This is a genomic window from Paenarthrobacter sp. (genome assembly GCF_031180005.1).
Classification (GTDB): domain Bacteria; phylum Actinomycetota; class Actinomycetes; order Actinomycetales; family Micrococcaceae; genus Arthrobacter.
Window position 1 is genome coordinate 52,300 of record NZ_JAPSHI010000019.1, and the last position, 18,691, is coordinate 70,990.

The window sequence follows — 18,691 nt, forward strand, 5'->3', positions numbered from 1 at the left end:
TTTTCCGCGCGATGAGTTGGAGGTGACGAGCATGACAGGACACGAGGCCCAACCGTCCCTGCTTCAACCTTCGCTGCTTCAGGGATTTCCGGATAGGGTGCCGGTCAACGGACCGCCCTTGGCGTCGGAGAATCCGGTGGCCCGCGTGGTGCTGGAGTCGTCCGTGCCGCATCTCGACAGGCCCTTTGACTACAGTGTTCCCGCCGAGCTCGCCGAAACTGCGGTCCCCGGTGTCCGTGTGAAGGTGAAGTTCAACGGCCAGGAACTGAATGGTTACATTGCTGAGCGCCGCGCGGATTCCGATGCGGCCCACCCGCTGACTCCACTCCATAAACTTGTTTCCCCCGTAGCGGTCCTGGCTCCGGTCACTATGGAGCTTGCCCGGACTGTCGCTGCCCGTTACGCCGGTACGCTGAGCGACGTCCTTCGAACGGCAATTCCTCCACGGGTAGCGAAGGTGGAGAAGGAGCTGCTGGCCGGGGATCTCGATGCCGCTTTAGAGGATCTGAAGCCCGCCCCGGATGCCCATGCTTGGGGTTCTTACGCGAACGGGGCGGCATACCTGCAGCACCTGGCCAGCGGGGGTTCGCCCAAGGCAGTCCTCACGGCCCTTCAAGGGTTCGGCCCTGAAAGTTGGCCGGCCCTCGTGGCGTCTGCTGTGGCTACTGTACGGGCCTCCGGGCGCGGAGCTGTGGTGGTGGTACCGGATTATCGGGATCTTGAGCAGTTGGAGACTGCACTGGCCAAGGTCCTGCCGACGTCCGACGTTGCCCGGCTCACTGCGGATGATGGCCAAACGCCCCGCTACCGGAATTTCCTGCGGCTTCTGAGCGGTGCCGCGGGCGTTGCCATCGGAACCCGCTCGGCGGCCTATGCGCCCGTCAAGGATCTTGGCCTGGTGGTGTGCTGGGACGACGGTGATGACCTCCACATCGAACAGAGGGCTCCCTATGCACACAGCAGGGAGGTCCTTTTGCTTCGGGCCGAGCAGGAGAATGCCGCCTGCCTTATGGCGTCCCATAGCCGCAGCACCGAACTCCAACGCCTCGTTGAGATGCAGTGGGCGGTGCCTATCGAAGCAGCGCGCACAACTGTCCGCTGCACGGTGCCGCGTGTCCTCAACACCGCTGATAGTTACGAGCAGGAACGCGACCCCCTTGCACGCATTGCCCGCCTGCCGGGAGCCGCGTGGCGTGCGGCGAAAGAGGGGCTGGAGCGTGGGCCTGTCCTGGTGCAGGTGGCCAGGGCCGGCTACGCTCCGTCACTGGTATGCGAAACATGCCGCGAGTTGGCACGGTGCAACGCCTGTCAGGGGCCGCTTGCGGTCTCCAGCAGTTCTGCCATGCCGGCCTGCCGATGGTGTTCCACTCCAGCCCCACAATGGCGTTGCACCCACTGCAGCGGGACAAAGCTGCGCCGTGGAGCGGCCGGAGTCATGCGGACTGCTGAGGAGCTGGGGCGGGCGTTCCCCGGCAAGGCCGTGGTGACGTCCTCCGGCGAACACATCAAGGCAACTGTCCCCGACGCGCCCGCGTTGGTTGTCGCTACGGTGGGTGCCGAGCCGGTTGCGCCAGACGGTTATGCGGCCGCCCTGCTGCTGGACGGCAACTCGCTGCTCCGGCGCGAGAACCTGCGGGCGGGGGAGGACACTGTTCGCCGGTGGTTCAATGCCGCCTCCCTCGTGAAGCCGGCAGGCCAAGGTGGACTCGTCGTGATTACCGCGGACGATACCGCTGCGACGGGAGCACTCTTGAGGTGGGACGCTTCCGGCTACGCATCAAGGGAACTGGCCCTTCGGAAGGAACTCCAGCTGCCCCCAGCGGTCAGGGTGGCTTCCGTAACCGGCTCAAGGGCCGACGTCGTGCATTTCAGTGACGCGCTGGAAGCCAACGCCGAGCTGGCATCGGCAGCGAAACTTCGCAAAGCCGGACCCGCTCCCGTGCAGCTGTTCGGCGGTGCCCAACCGTCAGCCGCTGAGAACGATGCAGAGGTCAGGACGCTCTATTTCATTCCCTACGCTGACGCTGCGACGGCCACCCGTGCCATGCGCGCTGTGAAGGCAGCAAACGCCGCCAAACGGACGTCGGGTCCGGTACAGCTGCGTCTGGATGGGGTTGACGTTCTTTAGCTGCCGTTGCCTGCTGGCAGCATTCCAGTCACCGGATCAGTCGTTCCTGATTTCTCCATATCCTCAAGTATCTGCAGGCCGCGCTTCGCCCAGGCAATCTCCTGTTCGGCATGGGCAAGCTGACCTTCATAGGCGAAGACCTTGAAGCGGACAATATGCTCCCGTTCCTCTTCGGAGTACCGTGTGAGGCGCCGGGCGAGCGTGGGGTGGGTGCGCTGCTCGAGAGCTTGGATCATGTGCAGCGTTTGGAGGCGTTGTTCGTCGTAATGAGCGATGTGAGCTCGCAGCTGCGCGGCCGCCACGCCGGACGGTGCCCACTCGAAGTAAGCGGCCCTGAGGCGGGCGGGGTCCCGGTCCCGGACGTAGGTGAGCGGCTGATTCTGCCACTCGATCAGAGCCGCCTCGCCTGCCGGTGTGAGGGCATACTCCGTCTTTGTCGCTCCGCGGGTGCCCCATGGCACAGGCCTGCTGGAGAGTAGGCCCTCGGCGTGCATCCTACGCAGCTCCGGGTAGATCTGGGAGTCGGGGGCATGCCAGACGTGGCCCACGGAGGAGCTGAACTGCTTCACCAGGTCGTAGCCCGTCAGCGGACCTGAGGACAGCAGTGCCAGCAGGGCTGAGCGAAGGGTCACGGGTACTCCTTTCAGGTCGGCAATGCGGGCCCTCACAGCTTAGCTTCAGAAGAGCTTTGCAAACCACTATCGAGATAGATAGTATGTGTGCCACGTCACCAAATAACTATGCTGATAGTTATTTCTTCTGTCTGGCCCGCTCAAAGATGAGGACCGCTTCATGACCGTCTCCGCAATAAAGACCACATCCACCGCCAAGCTCCTGCCCTCTCCGCTCAACGCATGGTTCGTGGCGGGGTGGGATCATGAGATTTCCGCCAAGGGGATTCTGGCCCGCACCGTCGCGGGTCGCCCTCTGGCCCTCTACCGAACAGGAGACGGCCGCGCCGTCGCACTGGCCGACGCTTGCTGGCACCGTCTTGCCCCGCTGTCCCAGGGTAAGCTTGTGGGCCGCGACGAGATCCAGTGCCCTTACCACGGGCTGCGTTACAACGCTGCTGGCCGTTGCACCTCGATGCCTGCGCAGGAAACACTCAATCCTTCGGCCACGGTTCCCTCGTTCCCTGTGGTGGAGCGATACCGCTACGTGTGGGTGTGGCTGGGTGACCCTACGAAGGCCGACCCGGGCCTGGTGCCGGACATGCACCAGTTGGACAGCCCCGAGTGGGCAGGAGACGGCGAGACCATCCACGCCCCGTGCAACTACCAGCTGGTCCTCGACAACCTCATGGACCTCACCCATGAGGAGTTCGTGCACAGCTCCTCGATCGGGCAAGAGGAACTGTCCGAGTCCGAGTTTGAGGTGACCCACGACGAGTCATCTGTCACTGTCACCCGCTGGATGCGCAACATTGACGCGCCGCCATTTTGGCTGAAGAACATGCGGGACAAGTTCCCGGACTTCGAGGGAAAGGTGGACCGCTGGCAGATCATCCATTACTACTTCCCGTCCACCATCTGCATCGACGTCGGGGTCGCCGAGGCCGGGACCGGAGCCCCCGAGGGCGACCGCTCCCGCGGGGTGAACGGCTACGTCATGAACACCATCACGCCGGAGACCGAACGTTCCTGCCACTACTTCTGGGCGTTCATGCGCAACTACCGGTTGGAGAGCCAGCTCATCACCACACAGCTGCGCAACGGCGTGCACGGGGTCTTCGGCGAAGACGAGGCCATGCTCCTTGCGCAGCAGGCGGCCATCGACGCCAACCCCGACTACGAGTTCTACAACCTCAACATCGACATGGGCGGGATGTGGGTGCGCCGGCTCCTGGAGCGTGCGCTCGAAGCCGAGGGCCGCCTCGCCGCCCTGCCGGGCAGCTGAGCAGGGGAGAGAACCGTGGCCGATTCCCATCACATCCTCTGGCAGCAGGCCGTCGTCGACGCCGTATCCGACGTGGCCGAGAACATCCGCCGTATCGTCCTGCGTCCAGAGCGTCCCTGCGCCATTCGTCCCGGCGAGCACGTGGATGTCCGCACGACCATCGAAGGCGAGCAGCACGTCCGCTCATACTCCGTGGTCAACGCCGCCGACGATGGCACGCACCTCGCCCTGAGCGTCTTCCGGACCCCCACCTCCCGGGGCGGATCCGTGTTCATGCACTCTCTCCAGCCCGGGCAGCGCCTGGAGATCACCCAGCCGTTGCAGAACTTCCCGCTTCGGATCGGAGCCCCCTCCTACGTCTTGCTTGCCGGGGGCATCGGCATCACCGCAATCGCCGGGATGGCCGCGTTGCTGCGCCGCCTCGGCGCCGACTACCGCCTCGTCTATGTGGCCCGCTCCCGGGATGCGATGGCCTACCTGGATGACCTCGCCGCCATGCACGGAGACCGTTTCGAGGCGCACATCGACGCGGAGGGGGTTGCCCTTGACGTCCGGGCTCTCGTGGGCTCAGCCCCCGAGGACGCAGAGTTTTACATGTGTGGGCCCATTCGGCTCATGGACGCTGTCCGCCGTGCATGGACCGAGCGGGAGCTCGAACCCACGAACCTGCGCTACGAGACTTTCGGCAACAGCGGCTGGTACGAGGCAGAACCATTCACCGTGCGGATACCGCGGCTGGGGGTAGAGACACATGTCGGCTCCGATGAGTCCGTGCTGGAGGCCCTCGAGCGCGATGGTGTGGACATGATGTCGGACTGCCGCAAAGGCGAGTGCGGCCTGTGCCAGGTCAAGGTCCTTGAGCTCGCCGGACGGATCGACCACCGCGACGTTTTTTACTCGGACCGCCAGAAGGAACCCAACACCAAAATGTGTTGCTGCGTCTCGCGGGTGGTCGCTGCCGAACCGGGCACAGACCTGACACCCCGTCCCACCATCCTCACCATCGACGTTCCCTGAGAGGCATCAGTACCATGGACATCAGACACCAGATCGACGCATCCAAGATGTCGTCCTACCAGTGGCTCATCATCGCGGTGACCACCTTCCTCAACGCCCTCGACGGCTACGACGTGCTGGCCATGGCCTTTACAGCCACATCCGTGACCAAGGAGTTCGGACTCTCCGGTTCCCAGCTTGGGTGGCTGCTCAGCGCGGGCCTCATCGGTATGGCCGTGGGTTCGCTCGTCCTCGGGCCCTTCGCGGACCGCTACGGCCGGCGCAAGATCCTCATCGTGGCACTGGCGATCAACGCCGTCGGACTGTTGCTGTCCACAACAGCGAACTCCGCGCTCGAGCTCGGCATATGGCGCGTCGTCACAGGACTGGGTGTGGGCGGCATCCTCGCCTCCGCGACTGTGATCACGAGTGAGTTCGCCAATGCCCGCCGTCGCGGTATGTCCGTCAGCATCTTCACCGCGGGCTATGGAGTAGGTGCCACGCTCGGTGGCATGGGAGCGACCCAGCTTATCCCCGCCTTCGGGTGGCGCTCCGTGTTCCTCGTTGGTGGCCTGCTGACTCTCTTGGCGATCGCTCTGGTGGTTGTCCTCATGCCAGAGTCCGTCGATTACCTCCGCACCCGGCGACCGGACGGCGCGGCCGGGAAGCTCCAGCGCATCGCCGGCCGTCTGGGTCTCCAGGGCGAGGTCAATCTCGGGCCTGCCCCTGTGGTCGCCGGTAAGCAGCAGGGCAGCGTGGCCGTGCTCCTGAGCCCGCGGTACCGCACGGCCAGCATCCTGCTCTGGATCTCCTTCTTCGTCATCATGTTCGGCTTCTACTTCGCCAACTCCTGGACGCCCCGGCTGCTCGTGGAATCAGGGATGACGGAGCAGCAGGGCATCATCGGGGGACTCATGCTCACCATGGGCGGAACGTTCGGTTCGCTGCTCTACGGCGTGCTCACCACCCGGTGGGACGCGCGGTTGACCCTCATGGTCTTCACCGTGCTCTCGGCCGTGACCCTCGTCCTGTTCATCACCACGAGCCCCCTGCCGCTGCTGGCGTTCTCGTCCGGCGTGGTCGTCGGGATGCTCGTCAACGGTTGCATCGCTGGCCTCTACACCGTGGCTCCCATGACGTACGAGCCTGGGGTCCGCACCACCGGTGTGGGCTGGGGGATTGGCATCGGCCGGGCCGGTGCCATCCTCGCTCCCATTGCGGTCGGCGCGCTGCTCGACAGCGGATGGAACCCCCACCAGCTCTACATCGGAGTGGCCCTGGTGGTCCTCCTCGCGGCCGTCGCCCTGTTCCGGCTGCGGCCCTACGAAGAGAATGTGTCCTCCGCAACCAACCACCCTGCGTCAAGAGCGACTACCGGATGACAGGGTGCCGCCCCATTGGACCCGGGAGTGCGCTAAGCGCGTTCCCGGGTCTTGCGTGCGCGCATGGACGCCACTTCTTCGGCCGCCGCGAGGAGTTGGCGGGCCGATTCGTCCCAGTTGAATTCGGCAGCGCGTTCCACGGACCTGCGTGAGCGTTGCTGCCAGAGTGTGTCATTGCCCAGCGCTGTCACGGCAGCCGCGAACTCCGTGGGTGACTCCGGATCTACGTAGCTGACGGCATCCCCGCCTACTTCCCGGAAGATGGGGATATCGCTGGCAATGACAGGTGTACCCAGCGCCATGGCCTCCACCAGTGGCAGGCCGTAGCCTTCAGCGCGCGAGAGGCTGATCAGCGCTGTGGCCCGTAGCAGGAGTTCGTCGTACTCGGCGTCAGTGACGCCGTTGTGGAAATGGATCTCGGCGCCACGCGGAACCATTGCCTCCAACTCCGCCTTGCGCTCCGGCGTGATCCGGCTCAGTAGATGCAGGCTGTAGTCCGTCAACCCGGCCATGCCCCGGATCATCGTCTCCACATTCTTATAGGGCATGAACGAACCCATGTAGAGGAGGGACTTGTCTGCGCCCGCTTCAGGGTCACGGGGCGTTTGGCCCGGTTGGGGCGCGTTGCCCACAATGCGCACGGGACGCTTGGTCAGACGGTACTTGGCCATGAGGGCCTCAGTAGTGCGGCTGATGGTGGCCACGATGTCGGCGCGGTTGAGCAGGAGCCGCTGCGGCCAGAACGCCTTGTGGTAAAGCCTCCACAGAAGGCGCACGGGGGCTGGCAGGAACCCCGGGGGAGTGGGGTGTTCATAGTAGATGAGGTCGTGGAGGGTAAGCACCAGTCCGTAGCGGCGCCCCAGGGTGCCCATGGTCTGCATGGGACACACCACCACGTCAGCATCAAGGGGGTTAACCTTGCGGGCGACGAACAATTCCATGGGCGACAGCGGACTGTTGACCATCACGTATGGGACGTCGGGCAGTAGCGCGAGTTGGCGCTTGTCGCTGATGAGCATGGTGACATCGGCGATTTTGGATGTTGCGGCTATGAGGCTGGAACCGTAGCGGCTGATGCCATCGTGATGGGCCGTTCGGGTAAAGCGGGCGTCGATGACAATTTTCACGCGGGATGTTCCTCCAGGAAGGTGCGAATTGCTTCAGCGGCCGGAACCGGCGTCTCGTAGTGGATGAGATGCCCGACGTCGGAGATCACTTCCAGCTTTGCATCAGGTAGTCGCTTCACGAGTTTGTGCTGGTTGGGAAGAGTGGCGATCTCATCTTTTTCGCCGGCGATCAGCAGCACGGGAAGAGTCAGCTTCCCGGCGACCTCGGCCACGTTGCCTGAGACTGAAGCTTTGAACGCTTCGAGCAGGCTTTTCCTGTCCGCGAAGGCACTGAAATAGGAATCATGCTGGCCATGGATGAAGCGGCGCAGGGCTTTGTCCTTGGTTTTGGCCATGGTGATGCTCATGACGCGAACGATCACCCGATTTCGAAGGACCGCGAGTCCAAGCGGGCGGGGAAGCTTGGCGGACGCCTGGTAGTACAGCACCGCAAGCTTGGTCATGATGCCCTTGGGGCCCTCCAACGCAGGCGCAGCAATGGGGTTGATCAGGATCAGCGGGTAGACGGTTCCGGGGTTCACGGCGGCGAAGTGGCTGGCCACAATGGAGCCGAAGGAATGGCCCAGCAGGACAGTCTCGTCACTTAACTCGAGCGCGGCCATGAAACCGGAGATGAACTTTCCATAGCGCTCAACGCTGTGTTCATCCTGGACGAAGGGCTCCGAACTTCCGAAAGCCGGCAAGTCCGGCATGACTATCCGCATCTCGGGAAGTTGGTCGGCTACGCGCAATAACCCGTGGTGGTCACCCCGGAAACCGTGGATCACCAGGATGGTGCGTGTCATGGGAGTGACGGTGACCGGTTCGTAGGTCCAGTAAGCTACCTTGCTGCCATCCACCTCAACTTCCGAGGCATGCGTGCGCCCCGGCAAGGATCCGCTGAAGAATTCGCCGGGGGCCTGCCCACCCTGCGGGGAGTGCGCGGTGTCCACTTTGTCCATTCGTCTATTCCTAATTCACGTTGTCCGGGTGGGACCCGGTCCGATGGTGGCGTTCCAGTGCGGCTATGCCGTCCATGTCCGCAGCGTCCAATTCAAAATCGAAGACGGCGAAGTTTTCCTTGATTCGTCCCGCTGAGCTTGCCTTGGGGATGACAAGGTTCCCCAGCTGAAGATGCCACCGCAGAATGACCTGGGCCGGAGTCCGGCCGTACTTTTCTGATAGCGAGACGATTGCGGGGTCAGCCAGGACCTGTCCGCGGCCAAGGGGGCTCCACGCCTCGGTACGGATGCCGAGTTGTTCGTGCAATGTACGCAATCTGGTCTGCTGCAACCAGGGGTGAAGTTCTATCTGGTTGACTGCCGGAACAACCTCTGCCTTTTGCATGAGCTCATCGAGGTGTCCGGGCTGGAAATTGGAAACACCTATGGCCCGGACTTTGCCCTCCCTGTAGAGGGTTTCCATGGCTTTATAGCTTTCCACGAACAATCCCCGGCCGGCGCACGGCCAATGGATGAGGTAGAGGTCCACGTAATCAAGTCCAAGGTTGGCTATGGACGTGTCGAAAGCCCGCAATGTCGCATCGTAGCCCTGATCATCGTTCCAGACCTTGGTGGTAACGAAGAGGTCCTCGCGCGCCAGTGCGTGCACCGACTCGCCGGAGCCGCCGGTACCTCTGTTGGCTTCCGCTGCATCCCCGATGGCCCCACCCAGAGCGCGGCCCACTCCGACTTCGTTGCCGTACATCGCCGCAGTATCAAATCGTCGGTACCCCTCGCCCAAAGCGGTGGCAACCAAGGCTTCTGCGTCTTTGGCCGGAACTTTATAGAGTCCGTATCCCAGACGATCCATCTGTACGCCGTTGTTTAGTGCCAGCCTGTTGGATGTCAGCTTGGATGGGGATCTCATAGCAACGACTCTACCCATTCCTTGCACGATTGCTTCAGGAATGGCTATTGAAACTCACCAGGCGCCGGGCTGAGGCTTCGTCCAGAATGAGGTCCGTCGCCAGTCCCGCCGCCAACGCTCCCTGAAGGCCATTGATCTTGGACGCGCCGGAGACCACGCAGATCCGCCGCCTGACTTGCCGCAACTGTTCGTGGCTGGGACCGGTTGACCTCTCATTCAAGGTGATGCCGTCAGATGAACCATCACTCCGGAAGAAGACCGTTGCCACGTCGCCCACAACATCGTCGGCCGCCAGCATGGTGAGGTCGTGTTCATCCAGGTAACCACCGGCATAGACATGGCTCGGGTAGTCCGAATCCACAGATCCGACGCCGAAGATAGCGATGCTCATCCGAGCCTGCAGGTCCAGGATGCGTTGAACGCTGCGCTCATTCCACATAGCGGTCTTGGTGGAAGCATGGTCAAAAAACGCCGGAACAGGGAACTGCTCCACGCGGGCACCGTACGCGCTGCCGAAGCGCCGCATGATGTCACTGGCATAGGTAATGCCGGTGGTTTGCATGTTGCCTGCGCCATTGAGCTGGACCACGATGCTGTCGTGGGTCACCTTCCGCGTGAGGTGCCTGCTGACCGCGCTGAGCGTCGCACCCCAAGCCACTCCGATGATGGCGTTCGAGTCCACCAGGGGTCCGATTGTTCGTGCAGCCTGCATGGCTACGCGGTCCAGGGTCTCCGCTTCGTTGAGCGTGTCCAGTACTGGAACCACGTGGACATCCACGCCGTATTGGTTCCTGATCTGGCTTTCCAGCTCAGGGCCAGTGTCGAAAGGGCTTCGAATCTGGACCTGAACCAAGCCCGTTTCCCGCGCCGAAGACAACAGCCTGGACACCGTGGACCTGGACGTCCTCAGCTCCCGGGCAATCGCATCCATGGTCAGGTCCTGCAGGTAGTACATCTGTGCAGCCCGGAGCGCGTCCGAGTGTCGTGATCGTGGCATCTCATTTCCTTACTGCACGTTTGTGCAAATAGCTTGACTCCATTTTCCACCTTCGCCAGATTAGTGGTGAACGGTGCAGCAGCGAGTGGCGCGGCGCACGAACCAAGCCCAAGGGAGCAGTTTTGGGACACAACAGGATTTCCGGTACCTCACGGCACACACAACGCGACTCCGTCGTCGCACTGCAAGAGCGGCCCTCCGCCAAGGTACTCATCATCGGCGGTGGCATTAATGGGGTCGGAACGTTCCGCGATCTCGCCCTCCAAGGTGTCGACGTCGCCCTTGTTGAACGAGGTGACTACTGCCAAGGTGCCAGCGGCGCCTCCTCCCACATGATCCACGGCGGCATCCGCTACCTCGAAAACGGCGAGTTCCGCTTGGTCCAGGAATCCGTGGTTGAGCGCAACAGGCTCCTGAGGATCGCGCCGCACTACGTGAAGCCGCTGCAGACCACCATCCCGATCTTCAGCACGTTCTCCGGGATCCTGTCCGCACCCATGCGCTTCCTCACCCACAAGCAAGGCAAGCCCAAGGAACGCGGCGCTTTCCTCATCAAGGTTGGCCTGAGTTTGTACGACTTCTTCTCCCGCGACGGCGGCAGCGTACCCCGCCACCAGTTCCGTGGCCGGACGAAGGCCCTGGCCGAGCTTCCCAAACTTCATTCCGGTATCAAGTACGCGGCTACCTATTTTGATGCTTCGGTTCATAACCCGGAGCGTCTGACCCTCGATGTCCTGCAGGATGGCGAGAAAGCGGGCCGTGGCGGGGGACTCCCGGGAGGGACCGCCCGCGCCAGCAACTACGTCTCACTCGTGTCCATGGGCTCGGACGGAGCCCGGCTCCGTGACGAACTGACCGGCAAGGAATTCGACTTCCAGGCGGACGTCATCGTCAACACCACTGGCGCATGGGTGGATCTCACCAACCAAGCCATGGGCGCCGTCAGCAAGTTCATGGGCGGCACCAAGGGATCGCACATCGTCCTCGACCACCCGGAACTGCTCGCAGCGTGCAACGGCCGCGAGATCTTCTTCGAACACACGGACGGCCGCATCGTCTTGATCTACCCCATGGGGGATCGGGTACTGGTAGGCACCACAGACGTGGACGCCGATATGTCCGAAGACGCCGTGTGCACGGAAGCAGAAATCGACTACTTCTTCGACCTCGTCGGCCACGTTTTCCCCACCATCAAGGTGGAGCGCGAACAGATCGTCTACAGTTTCGCCGGCGTTCGTCCGTTGCCCCGCCACGACGAAACGCAGCCGGGATTCGTCTCACGCGATTACCGCATCGAGCGCAGCGTTCGCACTGGCAGCGACTCCGTCGCAACGCCAGGCGGTAAGGCCGCCGTCGTCCTCAGCTTGGTAGGTGGCAAGTGGACCACATTCCGTGCCCTGGCCGAGCACATGACCAACGACGTCCTCCGCGAACTTGGCATGGAGCGTAAAGTCTCGACGGCGAAACTCGCCATCGGCGGCGGCGCAGGTTTTCCTGCCACTGAACAAGGCGAGCAGGAATGGATCAAGAAGCACATGGGTCCGGGCCTGGACGCTGACCGCGTAGCCGTGCTGCTGACCCGGTACGGAACGCGTGCAGATGCAGTCATCGATTATCTGAAGGCCGGACACGACGCGCCATTGCGCTCCACCCGTGAACTGAGCGTCCGGGAGCTGGCGTTCATGGCCGAGCACGAGCAGATCGGGCACCTGGTGGATGTCCTCATCCGCAGGACATCGCTCGCGTTCCGTGGTCTGGTTACCGGTGAGTTGCTCAACGAAATAGCAGCAGCGTTGGCCGAGCCGCTCGGCTGGGATGCTGCTGCCCGCGAAGCAGAAATCCGCCACGCCCAAGAAGTACTGCAACGGTTCCACAAGGTTGACGTGCACAGTCTCGTAGCCTGACACCCAGCAGCGGAAACAGCTTGACCGTCCCAATGTGCGGCAGGGGCGGAATGGGGTAGGTGTGCCCGCCAGGGGACCACCGCACCGGGACGGTTCCGGAAACAACGGAACCGTCCCAACAGCCTCTTCACCCGCGAGGAGGCTGACAACAGAAAAATGAGGAGTCAAAGATGTCTCTTGGAATTGTTTTCCTTTCCGAAGTATTCGGAACCATGATGCTGACCCTGCTGGGTTGCGGCGTCGTGGCAAACGTTGCGCTCAAAGGCACCAAGGGCAACAACGGTGGATTCTTGATGGTGACGTGGGGCTGGGGTATTGCAGTCTTCTCGGGCGTTTTCGTGGCAGCAAAGTCCGGTGCACACCTGAACCCGGCCGTCACTTTGGGCCTGCTCGCCAATGGCAAAGCAGAGTACGCCCCCGGCGTTCCCGTGGATTTCGCCTCAACCCTGACGTACTTCGGCGCTGAACTGCTTGGCGCTTTCCTGGGTGCCGTTGTTTGCTGGCTCGCTTACAAGCAGCACTTCGATGAAGAGCCCCTTGCAGCGAACAAGCTGGGCACCTTCTCCACCGGTCCGGCCATCCGCTCCACACCGTGGAACCTCATCACCGAAATCATCGGCACGTTCGTCCTGGTCTTCGTCATCCTGACCTTCGGCGGCACCCCCTCGGGCCTCGGTCCGCTGGCCGTTGCTCTGCTCGTTGTTGGCATCGGTGTTTCCCTCGGTGGCCCCACCGGTTACGCCATCAACCCTGCGCGCGACCTCGGTCCCCGCATCGCCCACGCCATCCTTCCCATCAAGGGCAAGGGCACCAGCGACTGGGCCTACTCCTGGGTCCCCGTAGTCGGGCCGCTCGCCGGCGGTGCACTCGCAGGCCTCGTAGCCCTCTGGGTGCCGGACATCATGCCTGCAATCGCTGGCTAGTCCTGCACGTACTCGCCTCACCTCTCCGCACGTTGTAGATAAACCACTTGAAAAGCTAACAACAAAGACAAGGACGTCACCATGAATCAATACGTCATCGCCATCGACCAGGGCACCACGAGCTCACGAGCAATCGTTTTTGACCACACGGGCAACATCGTGTCTACAGGCCAGATGGAGCACGAGCAGATCTTCCCGCAGGCCGGCTGGGTGGAGCACAACCCCGCCGAGATCTGGAACAACACCCGGGAAGTCATCGCCTCCGCCCTGTCCAAGGCGAATCTGACACGGCACGACATTGCCGCCGTCGGCATCACCAACCAGCGCGAAACCGCTGTGGTCTGGGACAAGAACACCGGCGAGGCCGTCTACAACGCCATCGTCTGGCAGGACACCCGCACCCAGCCCATCGTGGACGAACTGGCCCAGGACGGGGGAGTGGAGCGGTTCAAACAGAAGGTCGGGCTGCCTTTGGCCACGTACTTCTCCGGAACCAAGATCAAATGGATCCTGGACAACGTGGACGGCGCCCGCGAACGTGCCGAAGCCGGCGACCTCCTGTTCGGAAACACCGATGCCTGGGTTCTCTGGAACCTAACCGGCGGTGTTGACGGCGGCGTGCACGTTACCGACGTCACCAACGCTTCCCGGACCCTGTTCATGGACCTCGAAACGCTGCAGTGGGACCAGGAAATCCTGGACGTCTTCGGCGTTCCGGCCTCCATGATGCCTGCCATCAAGTCTTCCTCCGAGGTATACGGCCACGTCCACACCTCGCAGTTGCTCCGCGAAACGCCGGTAGCGGGAATCCTCGGAGACCAGCAGGCAGCAACCTTCGGACAGGCTGCGTTCCAGCCAGGCGAAGCGAAAAACACCTACGGCACCGGCTGCTTCCTGATCTTCAACACGGGCGAAGAGATCGTTCACTCCAAGAACGGCCTGCTCACCACTCTTGGATACAAACTGGGCGACGCCAAGCCGCACTACGCCCTTGAAGGCTCCATCGCCGTCACCGGGTCCCTGATCCAGTGGCTCCGCGACAACCTCGGCTTGATCAGCTCCGCTCCTGAGGTGGAAGACTTGGCTGCCGCCGTCGAGGATAATGGCGGCGTCTACATCGTGCCGGCCTTCTCCGGGCTGTTCGCACCGTACTGGCGCGCAGACGCACGCGGCGCAATCGTTGGACTCACCCGTTTCGCCAACAAGGGCCACATTGCCCGCGCCGCCCTGGAAGCAACCGCCTTCCAGACGCGTGAAGTACTCGACGCCGTCAACGCCGACTCGGGCGTTCCGCTCACAGAGTTGAAGGTCGACGGCGGCATGGTCGCCAACGAGGCACTCATGCAGTTCCAGGCCGACATCCTGGGCGTGCCCGTAGTCCGCCCGAAGGTAGTGGAAACCACGGCCCTCGGCGCCGCCTACGCAGCAGGCCTGGCTGTTGGGTTCTGGAAAGACCTCGGGGAGCTCAGCGCTAATTGGAACGAAGACAAGCGCTGGGAGCCACAGCTGCCCGCTGAGGAGCAGGAGCGTCAGCTGCGGCTCTGGAAGAAGGCCGTGACAAAGTCCATGGACTGGGTCGACGAAGATGTGAAGTAGTCTGACCTGACGTTGATGGCAGCCGCGCCTGCCCCGCCCGCTTCGCGGTGCCCACCACACCCGGGCGAGGCGCGGCTGCCATCAACTCAATCGTCAGCACCATAAGCCGTTCGTTGCGACTGGAGCGTTTGATCGTGCGCTATTGTTGATCTATGCGTGCGATCCTTCTGCTTAGCTAGCCGCTCGGCTTTCAATAGCCGTGCGGCCGCCCCTCCATTGTCGAGGGGCTTTTGTGTGTCCGGGACTTTCCGGTGCCATAGCAGGAGTCAAAACCGCCATCGAAGAACAGAAGAGGGCAGCAGTGAGCGTTCAGCCGGAGACAGAGACCGGAACAGCACAAACATCCGCAGCCGAAGCGCCCGAAGAAGGCGTCTACAGCTTCGCTGCGATGGAAGCCAAGTGGCCGCAGGTCTGGGAGGACCTCAAAGTCTTCACGCCTGCCGACGACGGCTCGCGGGAACGCCGCTACGTGCTGGACATGTTCCCGTACCCCTCCGGCGACCTCCACATGGGCCACGCCGAAGCCTTCGCCATGGGTGACGTGGTCGCGCGCTACCTGCGCCAGAAGGGCTTCGATGTCCTGCACCCCATCGGTTGGGACTCCTTCGGCCTTCCCGCTGAAAACGCTGCAATCAAACGCAACGCCCACCCCAGCGAGTGGACATACGCCAACATCGACACCCAGGCGGCGTCCTTCAAGCGCTACGCAATTTCTGCTGACTGGTCCCGGCGCCTCCACACCTCCGACCCCGAGTACTACCGGTGGACTCAATGGCTGTTCAAGCGCTTCTACGAGCGCGGCCTGGCTTACCGCAAGGACTCACCCGTCAACTGGTGCCCCAAGGACTTGACGGTGCTCGCCAACGAGCAGGTAGTCAATGGTGCCTGTGAGCGATGCGGCACGCCTGTTACCAAGAAGTCCCTGAACCAGTGGTACTTCAAGATCACGGACTATGCCGACCGTCTCCTTGAGGACATGGACCAGCTGCAGGGTCACTGGCCCGAGCGCGTTCTGGCCATGCAACGCAACTGGATTGGTCGGTCCGAGGGCGCCCACGTGCGTTTCGTCATCGAAGCCACGGAGGACCGCGCAGAGCGTGACGTCACCGTGTTCACCACCCGACCGGACACCCTCTACGGTGCAACGTTCTTCGTCGTTGCAGCGGATGCCCACCTGGCGCTGGATTTGGTGACCTCGGAACAGCACGATGAACTCATGGCCTACCGCGAAAAGGTCAAGGCGCTCTCGGAAATCGAGCGCCAGTCCACCGAGCGTGAGAAGACCGGCGTCTTCACTGGCCGCTACGCCATCAACCCGCTCAACGGAGAAAAGCTCCCGGTGTGGGCCGCTGACTACGTCCTGGCCGACTACGGTACCGGCGCCATCATGGCCGTACCGGCACATGACCAGCGGGACCTCGACTTCGCCAAGACCTTCGGACTGCCGGTCCGTGCAGTACTGGACACCGGTGACGAAGATCCAGCGGAGACTGGTATTGCCACTGCAGGTGAAGGCACGCTCAAGAACTCCGGTGAGTTGGACGGGCTGTCCAAGTCCGAAGGCATTCCCGCAGCGATCGAGATCCTCGAGAAGCTCGGAACCGGCGAGAAATTCGTCAACTTCCGCCTGCGCGACTGGCTCCTGAGCCGTCAGCGTTTCTGGGGTACCCCCATTCCCATTATCCACTGTGGTGAATGTGGCGAGGTGCCTGTTCCTGATGACCAGTTGCCCGTCAGGTTGCCCGACGACCTGCGCGGTGAGGCGTTGTCGCCGAAGGGGACCTCCCCGCTGGCCGCCGCCGTCGAATGGGTCAACGTCGAGTGCCCCAACTGCGGCCGTGCAGCGCAGCGTGATACTGACACCATGGATACGTTCGTGGACTCGTCCTGGTATTTCCTGCGGTTCGTGTCGCCGGACTACACCGAAGGCCCGTTCGATCCTGAAAAGATCAACAACTGGATGCCGGTCGGGCAGTACGTGGGCGGCGTTGAACACGCCATCCTGCACCTGCTGTACGCACGTTTCTTCACCAAGGTCATCAAGGACATTGGCCTGATCGAGGCCAACGAGCCGTTCTCCGCGCTGCTCAACCAGGGCCAAGTACTCAACGGCGGCAAGGCCATGAGCAAGTCCCTCGGGAATGGCGTGGATTTGGGCGAGCAGTTGGACAAGTTCGGTGTCGACGCCGTTCGCCTCACCATGGTCTTCGCCTCCCCACCTGAGGACGACGTCGACTGGGCGGACGTTTCGCCGTCGGGTTCGGCTAAGTTCCTGGCCCGTGCCTGGCGCCTGGGCCAGGACGTCAGCAGTGAACCGGGCGTTGATCCGGCCACTGGTGACCGTGCCCTCCGCACCGTGACCCACAAGACCATCGCCGACGCCGCTGAACTGTTGGACAACAACAAGTTCAACGTGGTGGTTGCCCGCCTGATGGAGTTGGTCAATGCCACGCGCAAGACCATCGATTCGGGTGCAGGCGCTGCAGATCCGGCCGTTCGTGAAGCAGTGGAAGCCGTTGCCGTGATCCTGAGCCTCTTCGCGCCCTATACGGCCGAGGACCTTTGGAACACGCTTGGTCACCCGGCTTCCGTTGCGAATGCAGGCTGGCCGAAGCATGACGATGCCTTGCTGGTGCAGGACACTGTCACTGCTGTAGTTCAGGTGCAGGGCAAGGTTCGCGACCGTCTTGAAGTTTCGCCGGACATCACCGAGGACGCGCTGCGCGAGCTCGCCTTGGCCTCGGACAACGTCCAGCGTGCCCTGGACGGCCGCGGCATCCGCACTGTCATCGTGCGGGCACCTAAACTGGTGAACATCGTTCCTGCCTAGCAGGGATAGTGCGGCCGCCGGCATTCTGCCGGCGGCCTGCCATCATCTTTGGAGGTTGCGTGCCTGAGCGAGAACCACCCGCATGGATATGGCTCAAGGAAAGAGTGGCGCGCCTCCGGCAGGCGACGGCGCCGGTTCCTGTCGCTGACGTGCCGCTGGCCGCCGTCGTCAAAACCGCGGTCGTCACCGATTCCGCAGCTGCCCTTCCGCCGGACTGGGTGTCTGCCTTTACCGCAGACGGTCGCCTGGCGGTTGTTCCCATGCCAGTCATGGTGGGAAGCGAAATTTACGGCGAGGGCGAAGACGACATCACGCAAACCCTTTCCTTGGCCCTTGCCTCCGGCGCCTCGGTGAAAACTTCACGGCCATCGCCTGGCCAGTTTGAACAGGCGTACCTCGCTGCGCAGCGCCACGGTTTCGAGTCCGTAGTGTCCATTCACATTTCTTCGGAGCTCTCGGGAACCGCTGATGCCGCAAGGTTGGCTGCCGCACGGGTCAGCATCCCGGTTGAAGTCGTGGACTCGCGCACCGTAGGGATGGCGCAAGGCATGGGAGTCCAAAGTGCCGTGGTGGCGGCAGCCGATGGCCAGGGAGCGGCAGAAGTTCGACGTTTCGCGGAAAAGCGCTTGGAGCGCACCAAGGTCTATTTCTACGTGCCCAGCCTCGAACAATTGAGGCGGGGTGGGCGCATCGGGGCTGCAGCATCGCTGTTCGGTACCGTCCTGGCTATTAAGCCCATCCTGGCGGTCGACGGCGGCAGGATCGTGCCGCTTGAAAAGGTCCGTTCCGCTGTACGGGCCGTGGCCCGCTTGGAGGAGATCGTCGCCGCGGACGTCGCCTCCCGCCCGGCCGGCCAGCAACGCTTGGCTGTTCACCACTTTGGCAATCAGCTGGAGGCCGAAGCCCTGGCAGCCCGCCTGAACGAAAAATGCCCTGACTGCCCGGCACCCCAAATCAGTGCCCTCCCGGCTGTGTTGGCAGCACATGCAGGATTGGGTGTTCTTGCAGTCATCGTGGGGGAGAGCAGTACGCCAACGGACTGATTCTTGACTGCAGTGGCACAT

At 62.7% G+C, this 18,691-nt stretch carries 14 protein-coding genes; 9 read left to right on the plus strand and 5 right to left on the minus strand.

Annotation, left to right across the window (positions count from 1 at the left end; all coding sequences use genetic code 11):
• Positions 1-31 precede the first annotated feature (31 nt).
• Positions 32-2,128 carry a primosomal protein N' gene (locus RIF72_RS14355; RefSeq protein ID WP_309075524.1) on the plus strand — a complete coding sequence of 699 codons (2,097 nt, stop codon included), beginning with the start codon at positions 32-34 and terminating at the stop codon, positions 2,126-2,128.
• On the opposite strand, the gene RIF72_RS14360 is transcribed toward RIF72_RS14355, so the two are convergent.
• Positions 2,125-2,760: a PadR family transcriptional regulator gene (locus RIF72_RS14360; RefSeq protein WP_309075525.1), complete on the minus strand. Its 636-nt coding sequence runs from the start codon at positions 2,758-2,760 to the stop codon at positions 2,125-2,127. The genes RIF72_RS14355 and RIF72_RS14360 overlap by 4 nt on opposite strands.
• A gap of 160 nt (positions 2,761-2,920) precedes the next feature.
• Here RIF72_RS14360 and RIF72_RS14365 point away from each other — a divergent pair, with 160 nt between their 5' ends.
• From RIF72_RS14365 to RIF72_RS14375, 3 genes are read left to right on the plus strand one after another with little or no spacing between them, the layout of a single operon-like run.
• On the plus strand, positions 2,921-4,024 hold the full coding sequence (locus RIF72_RS14365; protein WP_309075526.1) for an aromatic ring-hydroxylating dioxygenase subunit alpha: 1,104 nt from the start codon (positions 2,921-2,923) through the stop codon (positions 4,022-4,024).
• A 15-nt stretch (positions 4,025-4,039) separates the two neighbouring features.
• Positions 4,040-5,041, plus strand: a complete 1,002-nt coding sequence (locus RIF72_RS14370) for a PDR/VanB family oxidoreductase (protein ID WP_309075527.1) — start codon at positions 4,040-4,042, stop codon at positions 5,039-5,041.
• A gap of 14 nt (positions 5,042-5,055) precedes the next feature.
• A complete protein-coding gene (locus RIF72_RS14375; protein WP_309075528.1) occupies positions 5,056-6,402 on the plus strand; it encodes an MFS transporter in 1,347 nt (448 codons plus the stop codon).
• Between the two features lie 32 nt (positions 6,403-6,434).
• Here RIF72_RS14375 and RIF72_RS14380 read toward each other — a convergent pair whose 3' ends face one another.
• The 4 genes from RIF72_RS14380 to RIF72_RS14395 are packed head-to-tail and all read right to left on the minus strand — an operon-like array spanning position 6,435 to position 10,374.
• Positions 6,435-7,529 carry a glycosyltransferase family 1 protein gene (locus RIF72_RS14380; RefSeq protein ID WP_309075529.1) on the minus strand — a complete coding sequence of 365 codons (1,095 nt, stop codon included), beginning with the start codon at positions 7,527-7,529 and terminating at the stop codon, positions 6,435-6,437.
• On the minus strand, positions 7,526-8,470 hold the full coding sequence (locus tag RIF72_RS14385) for an alpha/beta hydrolase (RefSeq protein ID WP_309075530.1): 945 nt from the start codon (positions 8,468-8,470) through the stop codon (positions 7,526-7,528). Before RIF72_RS14385 ends, RIF72_RS14380 begins: the two co-directional genes overlap by 4 nt.
• A 10-nt stretch (positions 8,471-8,480) precedes the next feature.
• Complete coding sequence (locus tag RIF72_RS14390; protein WP_309075531.1) at positions 8,481-9,377, minus strand: aldo/keto reductase; 897 nt, start codon at positions 9,375-9,377, stop codon at positions 8,481-8,483.
• Positions 9,378-9,411: 34 nt separating this feature from the next.
• Positions 9,412-10,374 carry a sugar-binding domain-containing protein gene (locus tag RIF72_RS14395; RefSeq protein ID WP_309075532.1) on the minus strand — a complete coding sequence of 321 codons (963 nt, stop codon included), beginning with the start codon at positions 10,372-10,374 and terminating at the stop codon, positions 9,412-9,414.
• A 122-nt stretch (positions 10,375-10,496) separates the two neighbouring features.
• Between RIF72_RS14395 and RIF72_RS14400 the strand changes: the two genes are divergently transcribed.
• From RIF72_RS14400 to RIF72_RS14420, 5 genes are all read left to right on the plus strand, one after another.
• On the plus strand, positions 10,497-12,278 hold the full coding sequence (locus RIF72_RS14400; protein ID WP_309075533.1) for a glycerol-3-phosphate dehydrogenase/oxidase: 1,782 nt from the start codon (positions 10,497-10,499) through the stop codon (positions 12,276-12,278).
• A gap of 170 nt (positions 12,279-12,448) precedes the next feature.
• A complete protein-coding gene (locus tag RIF72_RS14405; protein WP_309075534.1) occupies positions 12,449-13,201 on the plus strand; it encodes an MIP/aquaporin family protein in 753 nt (250 codons plus the stop codon).
• An 81-nt stretch (positions 13,202-13,282) separates the two neighbouring features.
• Positions 13,283-14,797 carry a glycerol kinase GlpK gene (glpK, locus tag RIF72_RS14410; RefSeq protein ID WP_309075535.1) on the plus strand — a complete coding sequence of 505 codons (1,515 nt, stop codon included), beginning with the start codon at positions 13,283-13,285 and terminating at the stop codon, positions 14,795-14,797.
• Between the two features lie 301 nt (positions 14,798-15,098).
• Positions 15,099-17,627, plus strand: coding sequence for a leucine--tRNA ligase (gene leuS / locus RIF72_RS14415; RefSeq protein WP_309075536.1), 2,529 nt, complete (start codon positions 15,099-15,101; stop codon positions 17,625-17,627).
• A gap of 59 nt (positions 17,628-17,686) precedes the next feature.
• The gene (locus RIF72_RS14420) at positions 17,687-18,670 is read left to right on the plus strand and encodes a DegV family protein (protein WP_309075537.1); all 984 of its coding nucleotides are present in this window, start codon (positions 17,687-17,689) and stop codon (positions 18,668-18,670) included.
• Positions 18,671-18,691: the final 21 nt, after the last annotated feature.

Excerpts from the sequence above, each read along its gene's own strand:
- RIF72_RS14355 (WP_309075524.1), top strand. The coding sequence starts at position 32 with ATGACAGGACACGAGGCCCAACCGTCCCTGCTTCAACCTTCGCTGCTT.
- RIF72_RS14385 (WP_309075530.1), bottom strand. The coding sequence starts at position 8,470 with ATGGACAAAGTGGACACCGCGCACTCCCCGCAGGGTGGGCAGGCCCCC.
- RIF72_RS14365 (WP_309075526.1), top strand. The coding sequence starts at position 2,921 with ATGACCGTCTCCGCAATAAAGACCACATCCACCGCCAAGCTCCTGCCC.
- RIF72_RS14405 (WP_309075534.1), top strand. The coding sequence starts at position 12,449 with ATGTCTCTTGGAATTGTTTTCCTTTCCGAAGTATTCGGAACCATGATG.
- RIF72_RS14390 (WP_309075531.1), bottom strand. The coding sequence starts at position 9,377 with ATGAGATCCCCATCCAAGCTGACATCCAACAGGCTGGCACTAAACAAC.
- RIF72_RS14375 (WP_309075528.1), top strand. The coding sequence starts at position 5,056 with ATGGACATCAGACACCAGATCGACGCATCCAAGATGTCGTCCTACCAG.
- glpK (WP_309075535.1), top strand. The coding sequence starts at position 13,283 with ATGAATCAATACGTCATCGCCATCGACCAGGGCACCACGAGCTCACGA.
- RIF72_RS14395 (WP_309075532.1), bottom strand. The coding sequence starts at position 10,374 with ATGCCACGATCACGACACTCGGACGCGCTCCGGGCTGCACAGATGTAC.